Raw genomic sequence first — 14,319 nt, forward strand, 5'->3', positions numbered from 1 at the left:
GTAAACTCAGAGCAATCCATATGTTGCCGTAATAGGCATATTATATTTCCTATTGATTTGAAATAAAAAGCCTTCGGGCCGCGCAAAAGGGTTTGTGCGGCCCGAAGGGCGGGGCTGTGCAGCCTGGGGGTTAGGGCCTGTTCAGTCCTTCAGCCCGGCAGCCGCGCGCAGGGCTGCAGCCCGGTCGGTGGCCTCCCAGGTGAACTCCGGCTCATCGCGGCCGAAGTGGCCGTAGGCGGCGGTTTTCTCGTAAATGGGGCGGCGCAAGTCCAGCATTTCGATGATGCCGCGCGGGCGCAGGTCGAAGTGCTCTTGCACGAGCTGGGCGATTTGCTCGTCCGGGATCACGCCCGTGCCTTCGGTGTAGACGGTGACGTTGATGGGCTTGGCCACGCCGATGGCATAGGAGACTTGGATTTGCGCCTGGCGCGCCAGCCCGGCGGCCACGATGTTCTTGGCCACGTAGCGCGCGGCGTAGGCGGCAGAGCGATCCACCTTGGTGGGGTCCTTGCCGCTGAAAGCGCCGCCGCCGTGCGGGCAGGCGCCGCCGTAGGTGTCGACGATGATCTTGCGGCCCGTCAGCCCGCAATCGCCCTGCGGCCCGCCGATGACGAAGCGGCCCGTGGGGTTGACCAGGTATTTCGTGTCCTTGAGCCATTCCTTGGGCAGCACGGGCTTGATGATTTCCTCGATCACGGCCTCGATGAAGCTGTCCTTGAGCTTGGTGGCCGTCTCGCTCTGGTCGGGGCTGTGCTGGGTGGAGAGCACCACGGTGTCGATGCTGTGGGGCTTGCCGTCCACATAGCGCATGGTCACCTGGCTTTTGGCGTCGGGGCGCAAGAAAGGCAGACGGCCATCGCGGCGCAACTGGCTTTGGCGCTCGACCAGGCGGTGCGCGTAGTAGATGGGCGCGGGCATCAGCTCGGGCGTTTCGTCGCAGGCGTAGCCAAACATCAGGCCCTGGTCGCCCGCGCCGATGTTGAGTTCGTCGTCGCTGGCCTTGTCCACGCCCTGGGCGATTTCCTGGCTTTGCTTGTCGTAGGCCACCAGCACGGCGCAGCCTTTGTGGTCGATGCCGTACTCGGTGTTGTCGTAGCCGATGCGCTTGATGGTGTCGCGCGCGATCTGGATGTAATCGACGCTGGCGCCGGAGGTGATTTCACCGGCGAGCACCACCAGGCCGGTGTTGGTCAGCGTCTCGGCGGCCACGCGGCTCAGGGGGTCTTGCGCGAGCAGCGCATCTAAAATGGCGTCCGAAATCTGGTCGGCCACCTTGTCGGGATGGCCTTCGGAGACCGATTCCGACGTAAACAGAAAATCATTAGCCATAAAAAAAGCTCCTTCTCAAGAAGTTAAGGGTCACTGGCGTTGCCTGCTGCCTTATCTCGATGAAGAAGAAGCTCTGGCGAACGCTTTAGCAGCATTTGTCTGGAGCATTGCGCCCCGCCGCCCTGCAAGTTGCCCGTTAACTCGGCGGCTAAAGCGGCCGATTCTAATCCTCCCCCTTCTTCATGACCTTCCTTTTGCGCCTGTTCTCCCTGCTGCCCATGCGGCTGTTGCAGCTTTTGGGCTGGGCGCTGGGCTGGCTGGTATTTGCCGCCTCGCCCACCTGGCGGCGGCGCTTTGTCGCCAACGCCGCCCAGGCGGGCTACCGCTTTGCACAGGTGCGCGCCGCCGTCGGCCATGCCGGGCGCATGGTGGCGGAGCTGCCCAAGCTCTGGTGCGGCCCGCCCGTGCCCGTGGCGCTGGGGCCTGCCGAGCGCGCGTTGCTCGATCGCATCCGGGCCAGCGGGCGCGGCGTGCTGTTCATGACGCCGCACATGGGCTGCTTTGAACTGTCCTCGCAAACCGTGGCGCAGTACCTGCAATTGGGCGGGGGCAAGGGTGAGGGGGAGAGTGACAGGCGCGGGCCGATGGTGGTGCTCTACCGCCCCGCCCGCCAGGCCGCGCTGGCGCGGCTGCTGCAAACGGCGCGCAACCGCCACGGCCAAGTCGCCGTGCCCACCGACATGGGCGGCGTGCGCGCCATGCTCAAAGCCCTGCGCAAAGGCGGCGCCGTCGGCCTGCTGCCCGATCAGGTGCCGCCCTGGGGCATGGGCGAATGGGCGCCTTTTCTGGGCAAGCCCGCCTACACCATGACGATTGCCGCGCGGCTGATTGCGCAAACCCGCCCGCTCATCGTCATGGCCCGCTGCGAGCGCCTGGGGCTGTGGCAAGGCGGCTACCGCCTGGTGCTGCAAGAGCTGGCGCTGGATGCGCGCAGCGACCCGAGCGCCCTGGTGCGCCAGATCAACGAAGCCGTGCAGCAGCAAATCCACGCCTGCCCGCAGCAATACATGTGGGGCTATGCGCGCTACAAAGTACCGCGCGGCATGCCCGCCGATCAGCCCCACCCGCAGCGGCTGGAGGAGTTGCAGCCATGAGCGCCGCGCCGTCACCCAACGCACCGCCCGCCGCACCACCCCCGCCACCGCCGCCGCGCCTGGGCCAGCGTCTGGGCGGCTGGGCCACCATCGGCCTGATGCGCCTGCTGGCCTGCCTGCCGCTGCCGCTGCTGCGCGCGCTGGGCTGGGCGCTGGGGCAGGTGCTTTACATGCTGGCACGCCCGCGCCGGCGCGTCACCCTCATCAACCTGCGCCTGTGCTTCCCCGAAGAAAGCGAGGCCCAGCGCCGCCGCTGGGCGCGCGCCTCGTTTGTGTACTTTTGCCAGACCTGGCTCGATCGCAGTTGGCTGTGGCTGGCCGCGCCGGACAAAATCCGCCAGCGCGTGCGCGTGCGCGGCATTGAGCACATGCGCGCGCCCGGCCCCGTCATCCTGCTGGCGCCGCATTTCTACGGGCTGGATGCCGCAGGCGTGGCGATGGCGCTGGAGAACACGCGCACCGCCGTGAGCATTTACACCACCCAGCCCAACCCGGTGCTCAACGCCTGGATCAAGCAGCGGCGCGCGCGCTTTGGCCGCGTGCTGCTGTTCAACCGCGCCCAGGGGCTGCGCCCCGTCATCAAGGCGCTGCGCGAAGGCGGGGCGCTGTTTTTGCTGCCGGACATGAATTTCGGCCCGCGCGAATCGATCTTCGTGCCGTTTTTCGGCGTGCCTGCGGCCACCGTGGCCTCGCTGCCGCGCTTTGCCAGCATGGGCGGCGCGCGCGTGCTGCCGCTGCTCTCGCGCGTCACGCCCCAGGGCTACGACATCGAGCTGCTGCCCGCCTGGGGCGACTTTCCCAGCGGCGACGATGTGGCCGATACCGTGCGCATGAACCGGGAGGTCGAAGCCTGGATTCGCACCATGCCAGCGCAGTATTTCTGGGTGCACAAACGCTTCAAAACCCGCCCGCCGGGCGAGCCGCCGGTGTATTGATGGGTTTTATTTCCATTTCAAAGGAAATAAAATCACCCAGTTTCGACTTGATGGTCATCAAGTGATATTTCGCTTGATTGGATTCCCGAAAATATCCAATCAAAGGAAACAAGACCTTTTGATGAATATGCCGAAATAGGGCAATTTTTTTGCCTTTGATTGAAATAACCTCGACCTCCAAACAGGCGCTCATGCCCCTGCAACGGCTTGGCCACGCTGCGGCTGCGCCATCGCCTCGATGAGAAAACGCAGGCGCTTGCGGCCCATCCAGGTGTCGGTCTCCAGCCGGTAGGCCAGATGGGCCTGCGCGGGCAGGCGCTCGGTGCGGCCGAACCAGATGCCTTCGACCACCTGGCCCTGGTGCAGCAGTTGCAGGCTCAGGTGCTTGCCCGCCACCACGCGTTGCTCCAGCACGTGCAGCGGCTCCATGAACAGCGGCGCGGCAAAGCCCTGGCCCCAGACTTGGCTTTGCAGGGCGTCGGCCGTCTCCACATTGCGGTAGTGCGCGGGCAGCGGGCCATCGACCCAGGTGGCGCCGGTCAGCGCCGCTTCGTCCAGCCATTCTTCGGCGATGGTTTGCAGGGCGCTCTGGAAGGTCTCCAGATGCTCGGCGCGCAGGGTGCAGCCTGCGGCCATGGCATGGCCGCCGAATTTCTCCAGCACCTGGGGGTGGCGTTTGGCGAGCAAATCCAGCGCATCGCGCAGGTGAAAGCCGGCGATGGAGCGCCCCGAGCCTTTGAGCAGCCCGCCGCCATCCTGCGCGGCGCTGGGCGCAAAGACGAAGGTGGGGCGATGAAATTGCTCCTTGATGCGCGCGGCGACGATGCCCACCACGCCTTCATGAAAACCGCCATCGGCCACGGTGATGGCGGCGGGCATGCGGGTGTTGCGCGCCAGGCGTTGCAGCACGCTGCCGATGGCCACTTGCTTCATGTCGCTTTCCAGGCTGCGGCGCTGGCGGTTGATGTCATCGAGAATCTGGGCCAGCTCCTCGGCGCGGGCGGGGTCGTCGGTGAGCAGGCACTCGATGCCCAGCGTCATGTCCGTCAGGCGCCCGGCGGCGTTCAGGCGCGGCGCCAGCGCAAAGGCCAGATCGCCCGCGTGGGCATGGGCGGCGTTGCGGCGGCTGAGCTCAAACAGCGCGCGCATGCCCGGCGGCATGTGGCCCGCGCGCATGCGCGCCAGACCTTGGCTGGCCAGCAGGCGGTTGTTGGCGTCCAGCGGCACGACGTCGGCCACGGTGCCCAGCGCCACCAGCGGCAGCAGGGCATCGAGCCGGGGCTGGCTGCGCGCATCGAACGCGCCGCGCGCGCGCAGCAGGCCGCGCAGGGCGAGCAAGACGTAAAACATCACGCCCACACCGGCGAGGTTTTTGCTGGCAAAGGCGCAGCCAGGCTGGTTGGGGTTGACCAGCGCGTCGGCCTCGGGCAGGGCGGCGGCGGGCAGGTGGTGGTCGGTCACCAGCACTTGCATGCCCAGCGCGCGCGCGTGGGCCACGCCGTCCAGGCTGGCGATGCCGTTGTCCACCGTCACCAGAAGCTGGCCGCCCAGGGCGTGCACGCGCTCGGCCAGGCGCGGGGTGAGGCCGTAGCCATCTTCGATGCGGTTGGGCACGAGGTAGTCCACCTGCGCCGCGCCCAGCATGCGCAGGCCGCGCAGGGCGACCGTGCAGGCGGTGGCGCCGTCGCAGTCGTAATCGGCCACGACGACGATGCGCCGCTGCTGCGCGATGGCGTCGGCCAGCAAGGCGGCGGCGGCATCAATGCCTTTGAGCGGCGCAGGCGGCAGCAGGGCTTGCAGGCGCTGGTCGAGTTCTTCAGCGCTGACGACGCCGCGCGCGGCAAACAATTGCGCCAGCAAAGGGTGCGTGCCCGCTTGTTGCAAGGTGTGCACGGCTTGGGCAGGAATGGGGCGGGGCAGAAAACGCATGAAATACCACAGGCCAAGGCAAGGCGGGAGGGCTGAGACAGGCAGCCAATCCGCACCATCTACCAATCAAAGAGCATTTTTTCAATTTGAAAAATAAATAGGGGATTGCCATAACAAACCCATCCCATTTTCCTTTGTTTTGTAAAATTCAAAGCTGCGCCAGCAGCGCCGTGACGGGATCGGCCCCGCTGCGCCAGGGCGGCCATTGCTGCCAGCGCCGGGCCAGGCGGGCGAGCCAGCCGCTGCGCGCGGGGGCCAGCGCCACGGCGTGCTGCGGGCCAGCCAGGATCAGCTCGCAGGGCTGGCCGCTTTGCACCTGGCGCAGCAGCTCGGCCAGCACGCAGGCATCCAGCGCCTGCCACTCCTGCGCCCAGCCGTAGAAGTCGCCTTGCAGCGCGGGGGCGCGCAGCGCGGCATGGGTATGCAGGCGCTCCAGCCGCGCCACGGCGTGCGCCGCATCGGCCGGGGCATGGCCCGCGCCTGAAAACCACAGCGCGTTGATGGGCAGCAGGCCCTGGGCGGCGCGCGCGTCGTTGACGGGGTGATCGTGCAACAGCATTTGCGCCTCGGCCTGCGCGCGTTGCAGCAAGCGCGTGTGCGCCAGCGCGGGGGTGTAGAGCCGCACGTCCTGCCGCGCCACACGGTCGATGGAGGGCAGGGCCAGCCCGCGCAACCACGGCGCCTGCGCCAGCCAACTGCCCGCCGGGCCGGGGTGCAGGCTCAGGCCGTCTTCGGCCCAGAGGGTTTGCAGGCTGTGGCGCAAGGCCTCCAACTGCTCGGGCGGCAGGGGTGAGAGGGCGGGATCGACCAAGGTGATGCTGTCGGTGGCGATGTGCACATGGCAGGGCGTGACCTGCGCCCAGCCATCGCCCGCCTGCACGCCATGGCCGTGCTGCGCGGCCAGCAATGCGGCCAGGGCGGGCGGGCTCTCCGCGTTGGCGTTGGCGTTGGCGGCCTCCTCCGCAGCAGGAGAGTCTGTCAACGCCGCCTGCACCCAGGCGCGCTCGTGCGCAGCCAGGCCATCGTCGCCCTCGGCCCATTCGCCCGCCGCCGCGCCACGCAGCCAACGCACGGGTTGCAGCAGGGGCAGCAGCGCCTGCAAATGCGGGGTGTGCAAGCGCTCGCCCGTGGCCTGGAAAAAGTCCCGCATGCCATCTATGGCGGCAAAGGGCAGGATGTGGATGGGAGCAGTGGGCATAGGCGGGTGGGCGGCACGAAAGGCGGGCGATTCTAGAGCGTGTGATGCACTTTTCGCCCCCCGCGAGAGCGCCCCGGCGTGTGCAGTGCAAGGCGCCGTCCCCGCCGCAGCCTGGCTGCGCTGCAAGGGGACGGCAACGCCGCAATGCGCATGCCGGGGCGCTTCTGCCTTCGGGCTGGCCCCAAAACCATGCACTCGCTGCGTTGGCCCGCTTACCAAGGCAGCCAGCCTTGGCGGCGCGCGCCGCCTTGCGATTACACGGTTTTGGGGCCAGCGCGGGGGAGCGCAAAGTGCATCACACGCTCTAGGGGGTGTTGAGCTTGGGTTTGCGAAGCGGTTTTTCGAGGCAAAAGCCGCAGATGCAAGGCGAAAACGCTTGCAAGGCCCGAACACCTTGCAAGCGTTTTCAACGCAGCAGTTGCGGTTTTTTGACCGAAAACACCGCCGCAATACGGAGTCTCAACAACCCCTTGGGGCCTACGGGGCATCGGGCATCGGGTACAGCGGCACGTCGTGGCGGGCGGCCAGCGCCTCCAATTGCGCGCAACTGCGCCCGGCGACGAAGCGGGCAATGGCCGCGCGGGTGTCGTCAGCCAGCATGTCCGGCGCGGCTTCGGCCTGGGCGGCATCGCCAAGAGCGCCAGCATCAATCAGCACCTGTTGCCACAACCGCAGGGCAAAGTGCGGCTCCAGCGCCGCCACTGCCACGCGGCCATCCAGGCATGGGTAGATGCGGTAGCCCGCGTGCTGGCCGCCCAGGATTGCCGTGGGCTGGGTCAGGCCCCAGCGGCGCGGAATGGCCAGCCAGCGCGCACCGTCGAGCAAGGCCACCTCACGCACGCAGCCCGCACCGCTGCGCTCGCGCGCCAGCAGGCAGGCCAGCACCGCTTCGCTGGTCAGCAGCGCACCGGCCATATCCGCCAGCAGCGAGGCGGGCATCTCCATGCCCGGCACCAGGCCCGCTTCCGCCTGGTAGGTCAAGTCGTGGCCGGCTTCGTTGGCCCGGTCGCTGCCATCACCCCCCTGGCCCAGCGCGCCGACGATTTGCACCACATTCAAGCGGGGGTGGCGCGCCTGCAAGGCGGCTGCGTCCAGCCCCAGCCGCGCCATGGCCGCCGGGCGAAACGAGGTGAGCAGCACATCGGCCTGCGCCAGCAGGGCATGCAGGCGTTGCTGGCCCTGGGGCGATTTCAAGTTCGCCTGCACCACTTCCACCCTTTCATGCATTTCGGCATAGGCGCGCGCTTCGTACACGGCCATGGGATCGCTGGTGGCTGCACCCGCTGGCGCAGGCGCTTCCACCTTGGTGCAACGCGCCCCCAGGCTGCGCAAACGCATCAGCGCCGCAGGCCCGGGCAGATTGAGCGCCAGGCTGACGATGTGCACGCCCGCCAGCATGGCATGGGCGGCGGTGGGAGAGGTGGAGGGGGACATGGTTGCTCCTTTGAACACGCTCTGAATCGTTGGCAGGCGGGATGCATGCAAAGAAACCATCCACCCCCACTGGCGGCACGCCTGCACCGCCCGGCCATCATAGGCGTCGCGCGCGGGATTGGGCGCACTGGCACAATCGCGGGCTTTCCCGAATACCCCCACTTTGACAGGCCCTTCATGACCGCCGCCGCCCCTGCCGCCTCTTCTGCCACGCCCCCTGCCCTGCCGCCGCTGCGCTTGGCGGGGCTGGAGCCTTTGACCATCGACGAGGGCACGCTGTTCGTCAACATTGGCGAGCGCACCAACGTCACCGGCTCCAAGGCGTTTGCGCGCATGATTCTCAACGGCCAGTATGAAGAAGCCCTGGCCGTGGCGCGCCAGCAGGTGGAGAACGGCGCGCAAATCATCGACGTGAACATGGACGAGGCCATGCTGGACTCCAAGGCGGCGATGGTGCGCTTTCTGAACCTGATTGCCAGCGAGCCGGACATTGCGCGCGTGCCCATCATGGTCGATTCCTCCAAGTGGGAGGTGATCGAGGCCGGGCTGCGCTGCATCCAGGGCAAGGGCGTGGTCAACTCCATCTCGATGAAGGAGGGGGTGGAGGAGTTCAAGCGCCAGGCCACGCTCATCAAGCACTACGGCGCGGCGGCCGTGGTGATGGCCTTTGACGAGAAGGGCCAGGCCGACACCTTTGCGCGCAAGATCGAAATCTGCGAGCGCGCCTATCGCATCCTGGTCGATGAGGTGGGCTTCCCGCCCGAGGACATCATCTTCGACCCCAACATCTTCGCCGTGGCCACCGGCATCGAGGAGCACGACAACTACGCCGTGGAGTTCATCGAGGCCACGCGCTGGATCAAGCAAAACCTGCCGGGCGCAAAAGTCTCGGGCGGGGTGAGCAACGTCTCCTTCAGCTTTCGCGGCAACGACCCGGTGCGCGAGGCCATCCACACCGTGTTCCTCTACCACGCCATTGCGGCGGGCATGGACATGGGCATCGTCAACGCCGGCATGATTGGCGTGTATGACGACCTGGAGCCGACCTTGCGCGAGCGCGTGGAGGACGTGATCCTCAACCGCCGCCCCGATGCGGGCGAGCGCCTGGTGGAAATTGCCGAAAGCGCCAAGGGCCAGGCCAAGGACGAGAGCAAAAAGCTCGAATGGCGCGGCACGCCAGAACACCCCGTGCCGGTGGAAAAGCGCCTGGCCCATGCGCTGGTGCAGGGCATCACCGACTTCATCGTGCAGGACACGGAAGAGGCCTGGCAGGCCATTCGCGCCAAAGGCGGGCGGCCGCTGCACGTCATCGAAGGGCCGCTGATGGACGGCATGAACATCGTGGGCGACCTGTTCGGCCAGGGCAAGATGTTTTTGCCGCAGGTGGTCAAATCCGCGCGCGTGATGAAGCAGGCCGTGGCCCACCTGGTGCCCTACATCGAGGAGGAAAAGCGCCAGCTCCAGGCCAGCGGCGCGCAGGTCAAGAGCAACGGCAAGATCGTCATGGCCACCGTCAAGGGCGATGTGCACGACATCGGCAAGAACATCGTCTCCGTCGTGCTCGAGTGCAACAACTTCGAGGTCGTCAACATGGGCGTGATGGTGCCCTGCCACGAAATCCTCGCCAAAGCCAAGGAAGAAGGCGCGGACATCATCGGCCTCTCGGGCCTGATCACCCCCAGCCTGGAGGAAATGCAGTACGTGGCCGGGGAGATGCAAAAGGACAACTGGTTCAAGGAGCGCGGCATCCCGCTGCTCATCGGCGGCGCCACCACCAGCCGCGTGCACACCGCCGTGAAGATCGCGCCGCACTACGAAGGCCCGGTCGTCTACGTGCCCGATGCCTCGCGCAGCGTGGGCATTGCGCAAAACCTGCTGGGCGAAGGCGCCAGCGCCTTCATCGCCGAGACCCAGGCCGATTACGAGCACGTGCGCCAATTGCACGCCAACAAAAAGCCCGCCGCGCTCTGGCCGCTGGACAAGGCGCGCGCCAACGCCACCCCCATCGACTGGAGCGCCTGGCAACCCGCCACGCCGCGCGCGCTGGGGCGGCGCGTATTCCACAACATCGATTTGCGCGAGCTGGAGCGCTTCATCGACTGGGGGCCGTTCTTCCAGACCTGGGACCTGGCTGGCCCCTTCCCCGCCATCCTGGACGACGAAATCGTCGGCGTCGAGGCGCGGCGCGTCTATGCCGATGGCCAGGCCATGCTGCGCAAGATCATCGACGGGCGCTGGCTCAAGGCCAGCGGCGTCATGGGCCTGTACCCGGCCAACAGCGTGGGCGACGACATCGTTTTCTACCGCGACGAGGCCCGCACCCAGCCACTGATGACCTGGTGGGGCCTGCGCCAGCAAGCGCCCAAACAGGCAGTGGGCGGCGTCATGCGCCCCAGCCGCTGCCTGGCCGACTTCGTCGCGCCCCAAAGCAGTGGCATTGCCGACTACGCCGGCATGTTCGCCGTCACCGCCGGGCTGGACATCGAGAAAAAAGAAAAGGAATTCGAGCGCGCGCTGGACGACTACTCGGCCATCATGCTCAAGGCCCTGGCCGACCGCCTGGCCGAAGCCTTTGCCGAATACCTGCACTGGCGCGTGCGCACCGACCTGTGGGGCTACGCCGCGCAGGAGGCGCTCACCAACGAGGAGCTGATCGCCGAGAAATACCAGGGCATCCGCCCCGCGCCCGGCTACCCCGCCTGCCCCGACCACAGCGCCAAAATCGCCTTGTTCGAGACCCTGCGCACCGACGAAATCGGCATGCGCCTGACCGAAAGCCTGGCCATGTGGCCCGCCTCCAGCGTCAGCGGCTTTTACATCGCCCACCCCGAGAGCAGCTACTTCACCCTGGGCAAGATCGGCCAGGACCAACTGCAAGACATGGCCCAGCGCCGCGCCATGCCCGAGGACGAACTGCGCCGCCTGCTCGCGCCCGTGCTGGAGCATTGAGCACTGGCGGTGCGTTGGGCGCGCCGCGCTCAAGCAGGTTCACTTTCCCGCCAACACGATCTAACACATGTTACGAACGGCCTAGAATGGCGTTGCCCTTTCGGAGTCTGACCGCCATCGTGCGCAGGCTTGGGGCGACCAACCACACCAACGGAGGATGTCATGCAATACAAAACCCCCTTGCTCGGCGCCGCGGCCCTGGCCTTGAGTCTGGCGTTTGCCCCTGCGGCGCAAGCGCAGAAAAACCGTCTGGAGGCCAATGCCTACAAACGCTGCGAAGCCCACCAGCAGCACGACGCGATGTGCCGGGCGCGGGTGCGCGGCGGGGCGGATGTGCGCATCACGGGCAGCGTGCGCGGCGGCGGACTGTTGCGGGAAAACCTGCTGGCGCCGCACGCCATGCCCAGCGCTGCGGGCAAGCCTGTGTTGATGACTTGGGACAGAAAGGCCAATCTGACCACTTACGGGCGCGTGCCCTCGGCGCACCAGCCGTGGCGCGATCCAGCGCGCTGGTATTACTGATCGCCCCTGGCCGCGCCCCGCAAGGCGCGCCCGGCCTGCGGCGGCTGGATGGCGCAGAAAAGCCATGAAAACAGCAAACCCTGGCGCGTCTGGCGTGCCAGGGCTTTCTTTTGGCCGGTTGCGGCATCACCAAAATTATCAATCAAAGGAATAAAAACAAACCTATTTCGGCTTGATAGGCATTGTAGTCATTTTCCTTTGATATAAAAATACAACAATACCGACGCACATGGCGCTGCGATGGGGCGGCCTCTCCCTATGGGATGTGCTCCTGAGGGGTGTGGTCGGCCAGGCGCTCCGCCGCCCGCTGCACGGCATCCACCCGCGCCTGGTGAATGCACTGACCGATGGCTTCGCCGCGCAACCCTTGGCGGGCGGCTTGCTGGGCGATGGCGGCGGTGTCCACCTGCTTGGCCTGCTGCCACGCGCCCATCAGCACGCGCCGCGCCAGCCAGTCGGGCGCGGACTGGCCGTGGGCGTAGGCGCACACTTGCAAGGCCAGCGCCAGGCGCTGGGGGCGGCGGAAGGCATCGCAGCGCTCCAGCAGTTGCACGATGGTTTGGGCGGGGTCGGTTTGGGTTGGGCTGGTTTGGGCGGCTTGGACGCAGGCATCCTTTGAGGCCATCGGCGCTGCGCTGGCGGCCAAAGCGTTGACGTTGCTCCAGGCGCTGAAGGCAGCGCATTCTCGGGCGGCCAGATCGGCCAGATCGCGCACATCGGCGGGAATTTTCATGCGCTGGGCCAGGGCGTCGCGCTCGGCGCTGCTGAGGGCGTGGGCCAGACAGGCGTAGCGCACAGCCAGCGGGGCGCGCTCCTGGCAGGCCAGCGCCAGCATGGCCAGGGCGTGCTCGCCTGCATGCTCGCCGTGGCCCGGGGGGGCAGCGCGTTGCCACAGGGCTTCCAGCTCGGGCAAGGCCACGGCCAGCGCCCCGCAAGCGCGCAGGGTGTGGAGCATGCGCTGGGGGGCTGGCTCCATCAAGCCACGGGCGATTTCCTGCCAAACGCGCTCGGCAGTCAGGTGCGCGACTTCGCCCGCATCGACCATGTGGCGCATGAGCTGCATGGTTTCGCTGGCGATGGCGAAATCGGCAAAGCGGGCGGCAAAACGCGCCAAGCGCAGGATGCGCAAGGGGTCTTCGGCAAAAGCGTCGCTGACGTGGCGCAGCACTTTGCCTGCCAAGTCGGCGCGGCCGCCAAATGGGTCGATGTATTCGGGCGCGCCGTCTGCGCCCTGGCGCTGGGCAATGGCGTTGATGGTGAGGTCGCGCCGCGCCAGGTCTTGCTCCAGCGTGACGTGCGGCGCGGCATAAACGGTAAAGCCTTTGTAGCCCACGCCGCTTTTGCGCTCGGTGCGCGCCAGCGCGTATTCCTCATGGGTTTGCGGGTGCAGGAAAACGGGGAAGTCCTTGCCCACGGCGGTGAAGCCTTGCTCCAGCATCCATTGGGGCGTGGCGCCGACGACAACCCAATCGCGGTCTTGCAGGGGCAGGCCCAGCAGCGCGTCGCGCACTGCACCGCCGACCATGTAAATCTGAATGGGGGAAGACGGCTGTTGCTGCATCGGTTTCCACTGCTTTCCCGTGGCGCGCCCTGCAAGAGGGGCATCAGCGCCCGAGGCGGTAAGGCTCCTCGAAGGGGCGGAAGTCGTGCTCGGCGCAGGCTTCGCGCACCCATTGCTGCACGCTGGGCAGCGCCTGCACGGCCTGCATGTATTGGCGGGCGGTGGCGCTGACGGGCAAGGCATAAGTCTCGAACCGCATGACGACGGGGGCAAAAAAGGCATCAACCAAGGTGAAATCGCCAAACAGCAGGCCGCCTTCATGGTGGCGCAGCAGCTCGCTCCACATGGCGTCCAGCCGGGCCACGTCCTGGCGCAGGTCTTCATGGTCGCGCCAGGCCAGCGCGCCAGCCTCGGGCAGACGGGCCTCAATGTTCATGGGGCAGAGGCGGCGCAGGGCTTTGAAGCCGGTGTGCATTTCCGCGCAGATGCTGCGTGCCCGCGCCCTTTCATGCATGGAGGCGGGCCACAAGCGCTGCTCGGGGAATTTCTCGGCCAGATACTCGGCAATGGCCAGCGAGTCCCACACCACCAAGTTGCCGTCCACCAGCACGGGCACAGTGCCTGCGGGGCTGATGGCGCCGATGGTTTTCTTGAATTCCGAGCCGCGCTCGAAGCTGTCAAAACGCACGCGCACTTCGCGAAAGGCAATGCCTTTTTCCCGCAGCATCAGCCAGGGCCGCATGGACCAGGCAGAGTAGTTTTTGTTGCCGATGTAAAGCGTTAAGGCAGGCATGGCGTTTTTTTACCTTTCGATGTGCTGGCGCAATGGCGGGGGCGCGATTGAACAACGCTATTGCACAGGCCAGATCACGCCGTTGTCATTGAGGATGGCGTCCAGCGGCTGGTCGTGCGGCTCGGGTTCGAAGTCGTCGATGAAGCCCTCCGTATAGCCCAGGCCGACGGTGTAGGGGCGCGGCGACAGCTCAGCGAGCGTGCGGTCGTAAAAGCCGCCGCCGTAGCCCAGCCGGTAGCCGCCGGGGCCATAGCCCACGCAGGGCACGAACAGCAAGGTGGGCTCCAGCACTTCGGTGTCCTTGGGTTTGGGGATGCCGTAGGCGTCCTCCTCCATCGGGCAGCCGGGGTACCAAGCGTGAAAGCGCAGGGTTTTGTGCACCTTGTCCACCACCGGCAGGGCGATGCGGCGGCGCAGCGGCTCGTCCAGCAGCTCGCCATCTTCCTTCCAGCGGTGCAGCGCGGGCAGCGGATCGAATTCGCCCTTGATGGGCCAATACGCGCCGATAACGGTTTCATGGCGATGCACCAGCCAAAAACGCATCACTTGCTGCAATTGGGCGTTTTTCACCGCGCGCTCGGCCATGTTGACGCGCTGCTGTACCAGTCTTTTCCTCAGCGTGGCTTTGTCCATCT

At 66.6% G+C, this 14,319-nt stretch carries 12 protein-coding genes; 4 read left to right on the forward strand and 8 right to left on the reverse strand.

Features of this window, described 5'->3' with window-relative positions; translation table 11 throughout:
• Positions 1 to 141: 141 nt before the first annotated feature.
• Positions 142 to 1,329: a methionine adenosyltransferase gene (gene metK, locus EBQ26_RS05355; RefSeq protein WP_122237986.1), complete on the reverse strand. Its 1,188-nt coding sequence runs from the start codon at positions 1,327 to 1,329 to the stop codon at positions 142 to 144.
• Between the two features lie 182 nt (positions 1,330 to 1,511).
• Here metK and EBQ26_RS05360 point away from each other — a divergent pair, with 182 nt between their 5' ends.
• Both EBQ26_RS05360 and EBQ26_RS05365 read left to right on the forward strand, forming a co-directional pair.
• A complete protein-coding gene (locus EBQ26_RS05360; protein ID WP_122237987.1) occupies positions 1,512 to 2,423 on the forward strand; it encodes an LpxL/LpxP family acyltransferase in 912 nt (303 codons plus the stop codon).
• Positions 2,424 to 2,482: 59 nt separating this feature from the next.
• Positions 2,483 to 3,358, forward strand: a complete 876-nt coding sequence (locus EBQ26_RS05365) for an LpxL/LpxP family acyltransferase (protein WP_449224045.1) — start codon at positions 2,483 to 2,485, stop codon at positions 3,356 to 3,358.
• Here EBQ26_RS05365 and EBQ26_RS12600 read toward each other — a convergent pair.
• From EBQ26_RS12600 to EBQ26_RS05380, 4 genes are all read right to left on the reverse strand, one after another.
• Positions 3,321 to 3,551 carry a hypothetical protein gene (locus EBQ26_RS12600; protein ID WP_147474003.1) on the reverse strand — a complete coding sequence of 77 codons (231 nt, stop codon included), beginning with the start codon at positions 3,549 to 3,551 and terminating at the stop codon, positions 3,321 to 3,323. The genes EBQ26_RS05365 and EBQ26_RS12600 overlap by 38 nt on opposite strands.
• Complete coding sequence (gene recJ / locus EBQ26_RS05370; RefSeq protein WP_122237988.1) at positions 3,548 to 5,287, reverse strand: single-stranded-DNA-specific exonuclease RecJ; 1,740 nt, start codon at positions 5,285 to 5,287, stop codon at positions 3,548 to 3,550. Before recJ ends, EBQ26_RS12600 begins: the two co-directional genes overlap by 4 nt.
• 148 nt (positions 5,288 to 5,435) lie before the next feature.
• Complete coding sequence (locus EBQ26_RS05375; protein ID WP_122237989.1) at positions 5,436 to 6,485, reverse strand: hypothetical protein; 1,050 nt, start codon at positions 6,483 to 6,485, stop codon at positions 5,436 to 5,438.
• Positions 6,486 to 6,962: 477 nt separating this feature from the next.
• Positions 6,963 to 7,919: a CoA transferase gene (locus EBQ26_RS05380; protein WP_122238050.1), complete on the reverse strand. Its 957-nt coding sequence runs from the start codon at positions 7,917 to 7,919 to the stop codon at positions 6,963 to 6,965.
• Positions 7,920 to 8,096: 177 nt separating this feature from the next.
• Between EBQ26_RS05380 and metH the strand changes: the two genes are divergently transcribed.
• Both metH and EBQ26_RS05390 read left to right on the forward strand, forming a co-directional pair.
• Entirely contained in the window at positions 8,097 to 10,868 is a 2,772-nt protein-coding gene (metH, locus tag EBQ26_RS05385; RefSeq protein ID WP_122238051.1) for a methionine synthase, read from the forward strand.
• A gap of 162 nt (positions 10,869 to 11,030) precedes the next feature.
• The gene (locus tag EBQ26_RS05390; protein ID WP_122237990.1) at positions 11,031 to 11,390 is read left to right on the forward strand and encodes a hypothetical protein; all 360 of its coding nucleotides are present in this window, start codon (positions 11,031 to 11,033) and stop codon (positions 11,388 to 11,390) included.
• 256 nt (positions 11,391 to 11,646) lie between these two features.
• Here EBQ26_RS05390 and EBQ26_RS05395 read toward each other — a convergent pair whose 3' ends face one another.
• The 3 genes from EBQ26_RS05395 to EBQ26_RS05405 all read right to left on the reverse strand — a co-directional run bounded on the left by EBQ26_RS05395 (position 11,647) and on the right by EBQ26_RS05405 (position 14,317).
• The gene (locus tag EBQ26_RS05395) at positions 11,647 to 12,927 is read right to left on the reverse strand and encodes a multifunctional CCA tRNA nucleotidyl transferase/2'3'-cyclic phosphodiesterase/2'nucleotidase/phosphatase (protein ID WP_122238052.1); all 1,281 of its coding nucleotides are present in this window, start codon (positions 12,925 to 12,927) and stop codon (positions 11,647 to 11,649) included.
• Between the two features lie 67 nt (positions 12,928 to 12,994).
• The gene (locus tag EBQ26_RS05400) at positions 12,995 to 13,684 is read right to left on the reverse strand and encodes a glutathione S-transferase family protein (RefSeq protein ID WP_122237991.1); all 690 of its coding nucleotides are present in this window, start codon (positions 13,682 to 13,684) and stop codon (positions 12,995 to 12,997) included.
• Between the two features lie 57 nt (positions 13,685 to 13,741).
• Positions 13,742 to 14,317: a 5-formyltetrahydrofolate cyclo-ligase gene (locus EBQ26_RS05405; protein WP_122237992.1), complete on the reverse strand. Its 576-nt coding sequence runs from the start codon at positions 14,315 to 14,317 to the stop codon at positions 13,742 to 13,744.
• Positions 14,318 to 14,319: the final 2 nt, after the last annotated feature.

It is taken from the genome of Allofranklinella schreckenbergeri, from assembly GCF_003703475.1.
GTDB lineage: Bacteria > Pseudomonadota > Gammaproteobacteria > Burkholderiales > Burkholderiaceae_C > Lampropedia > Lampropedia schreckenbergeri.

Excerpts from the sequence above, each read along its gene's own strand:
- metK (WP_122237986.1), bottom strand. The coding sequence starts at position 1,329 with ATGGCTAATGATTTTCTGTTTACGTCGGAATCGGTCTCCGAAGGCCAT.
- EBQ26_RS05360 (WP_122237987.1), top strand. The coding sequence starts at position 1,512 with ATGACCTTCCTTTTGCGCCTGTTCTCCCTGCTGCCCATGCGGCTGTTG.
- EBQ26_RS12600 (WP_147474003.1), bottom strand. The coding sequence starts at position 3,551 with ATGAGCGCCTGTTTGGAGGTCGAGGTTATTTCAATCAAAGGCAAAAAA.
- recJ (WP_122237988.1), bottom strand. The coding sequence starts at position 5,287 with ATGCGTTTTCTGCCCCGCCCCATTCCTGCCCAAGCCGTGCACACCTTG.
- EBQ26_RS05375 (WP_122237989.1), bottom strand. The coding sequence starts at position 6,485 with ATGCCCACTGCTCCCATCCACATCCTGCCCTTTGCCGCCATAGATGGC.
- EBQ26_RS05380 (WP_122238050.1), bottom strand. The coding sequence starts at position 7,919 with ATGTCCCCCTCCACCTCTCCCACCGCCGCCCATGCCATGCTGGCGGGC.
- metH (WP_122238051.1), top strand. The coding sequence starts at position 8,097 with ATGACCGCCGCCGCCCCTGCCGCCTCTTCTGCCACGCCCCCTGCCCTG.
- EBQ26_RS05390 (WP_122237990.1), top strand. The coding sequence starts at position 11,031 with ATGCAATACAAAACCCCCTTGCTCGGCGCCGCGGCCCTGGCCTTGAGT.
- EBQ26_RS05400 (WP_122237991.1), bottom strand. The coding sequence starts at position 13,684 with ATGCCTGCCTTAACGCTTTACATCGGCAACAAAAACTACTCTGCCTGG.
- EBQ26_RS05405 (WP_122237992.1), bottom strand. The coding sequence starts at position 14,317 with ATGGACAAAGCCACGCTGAGGAAAAGACTGGTACAGCAGCGCGTCAAC.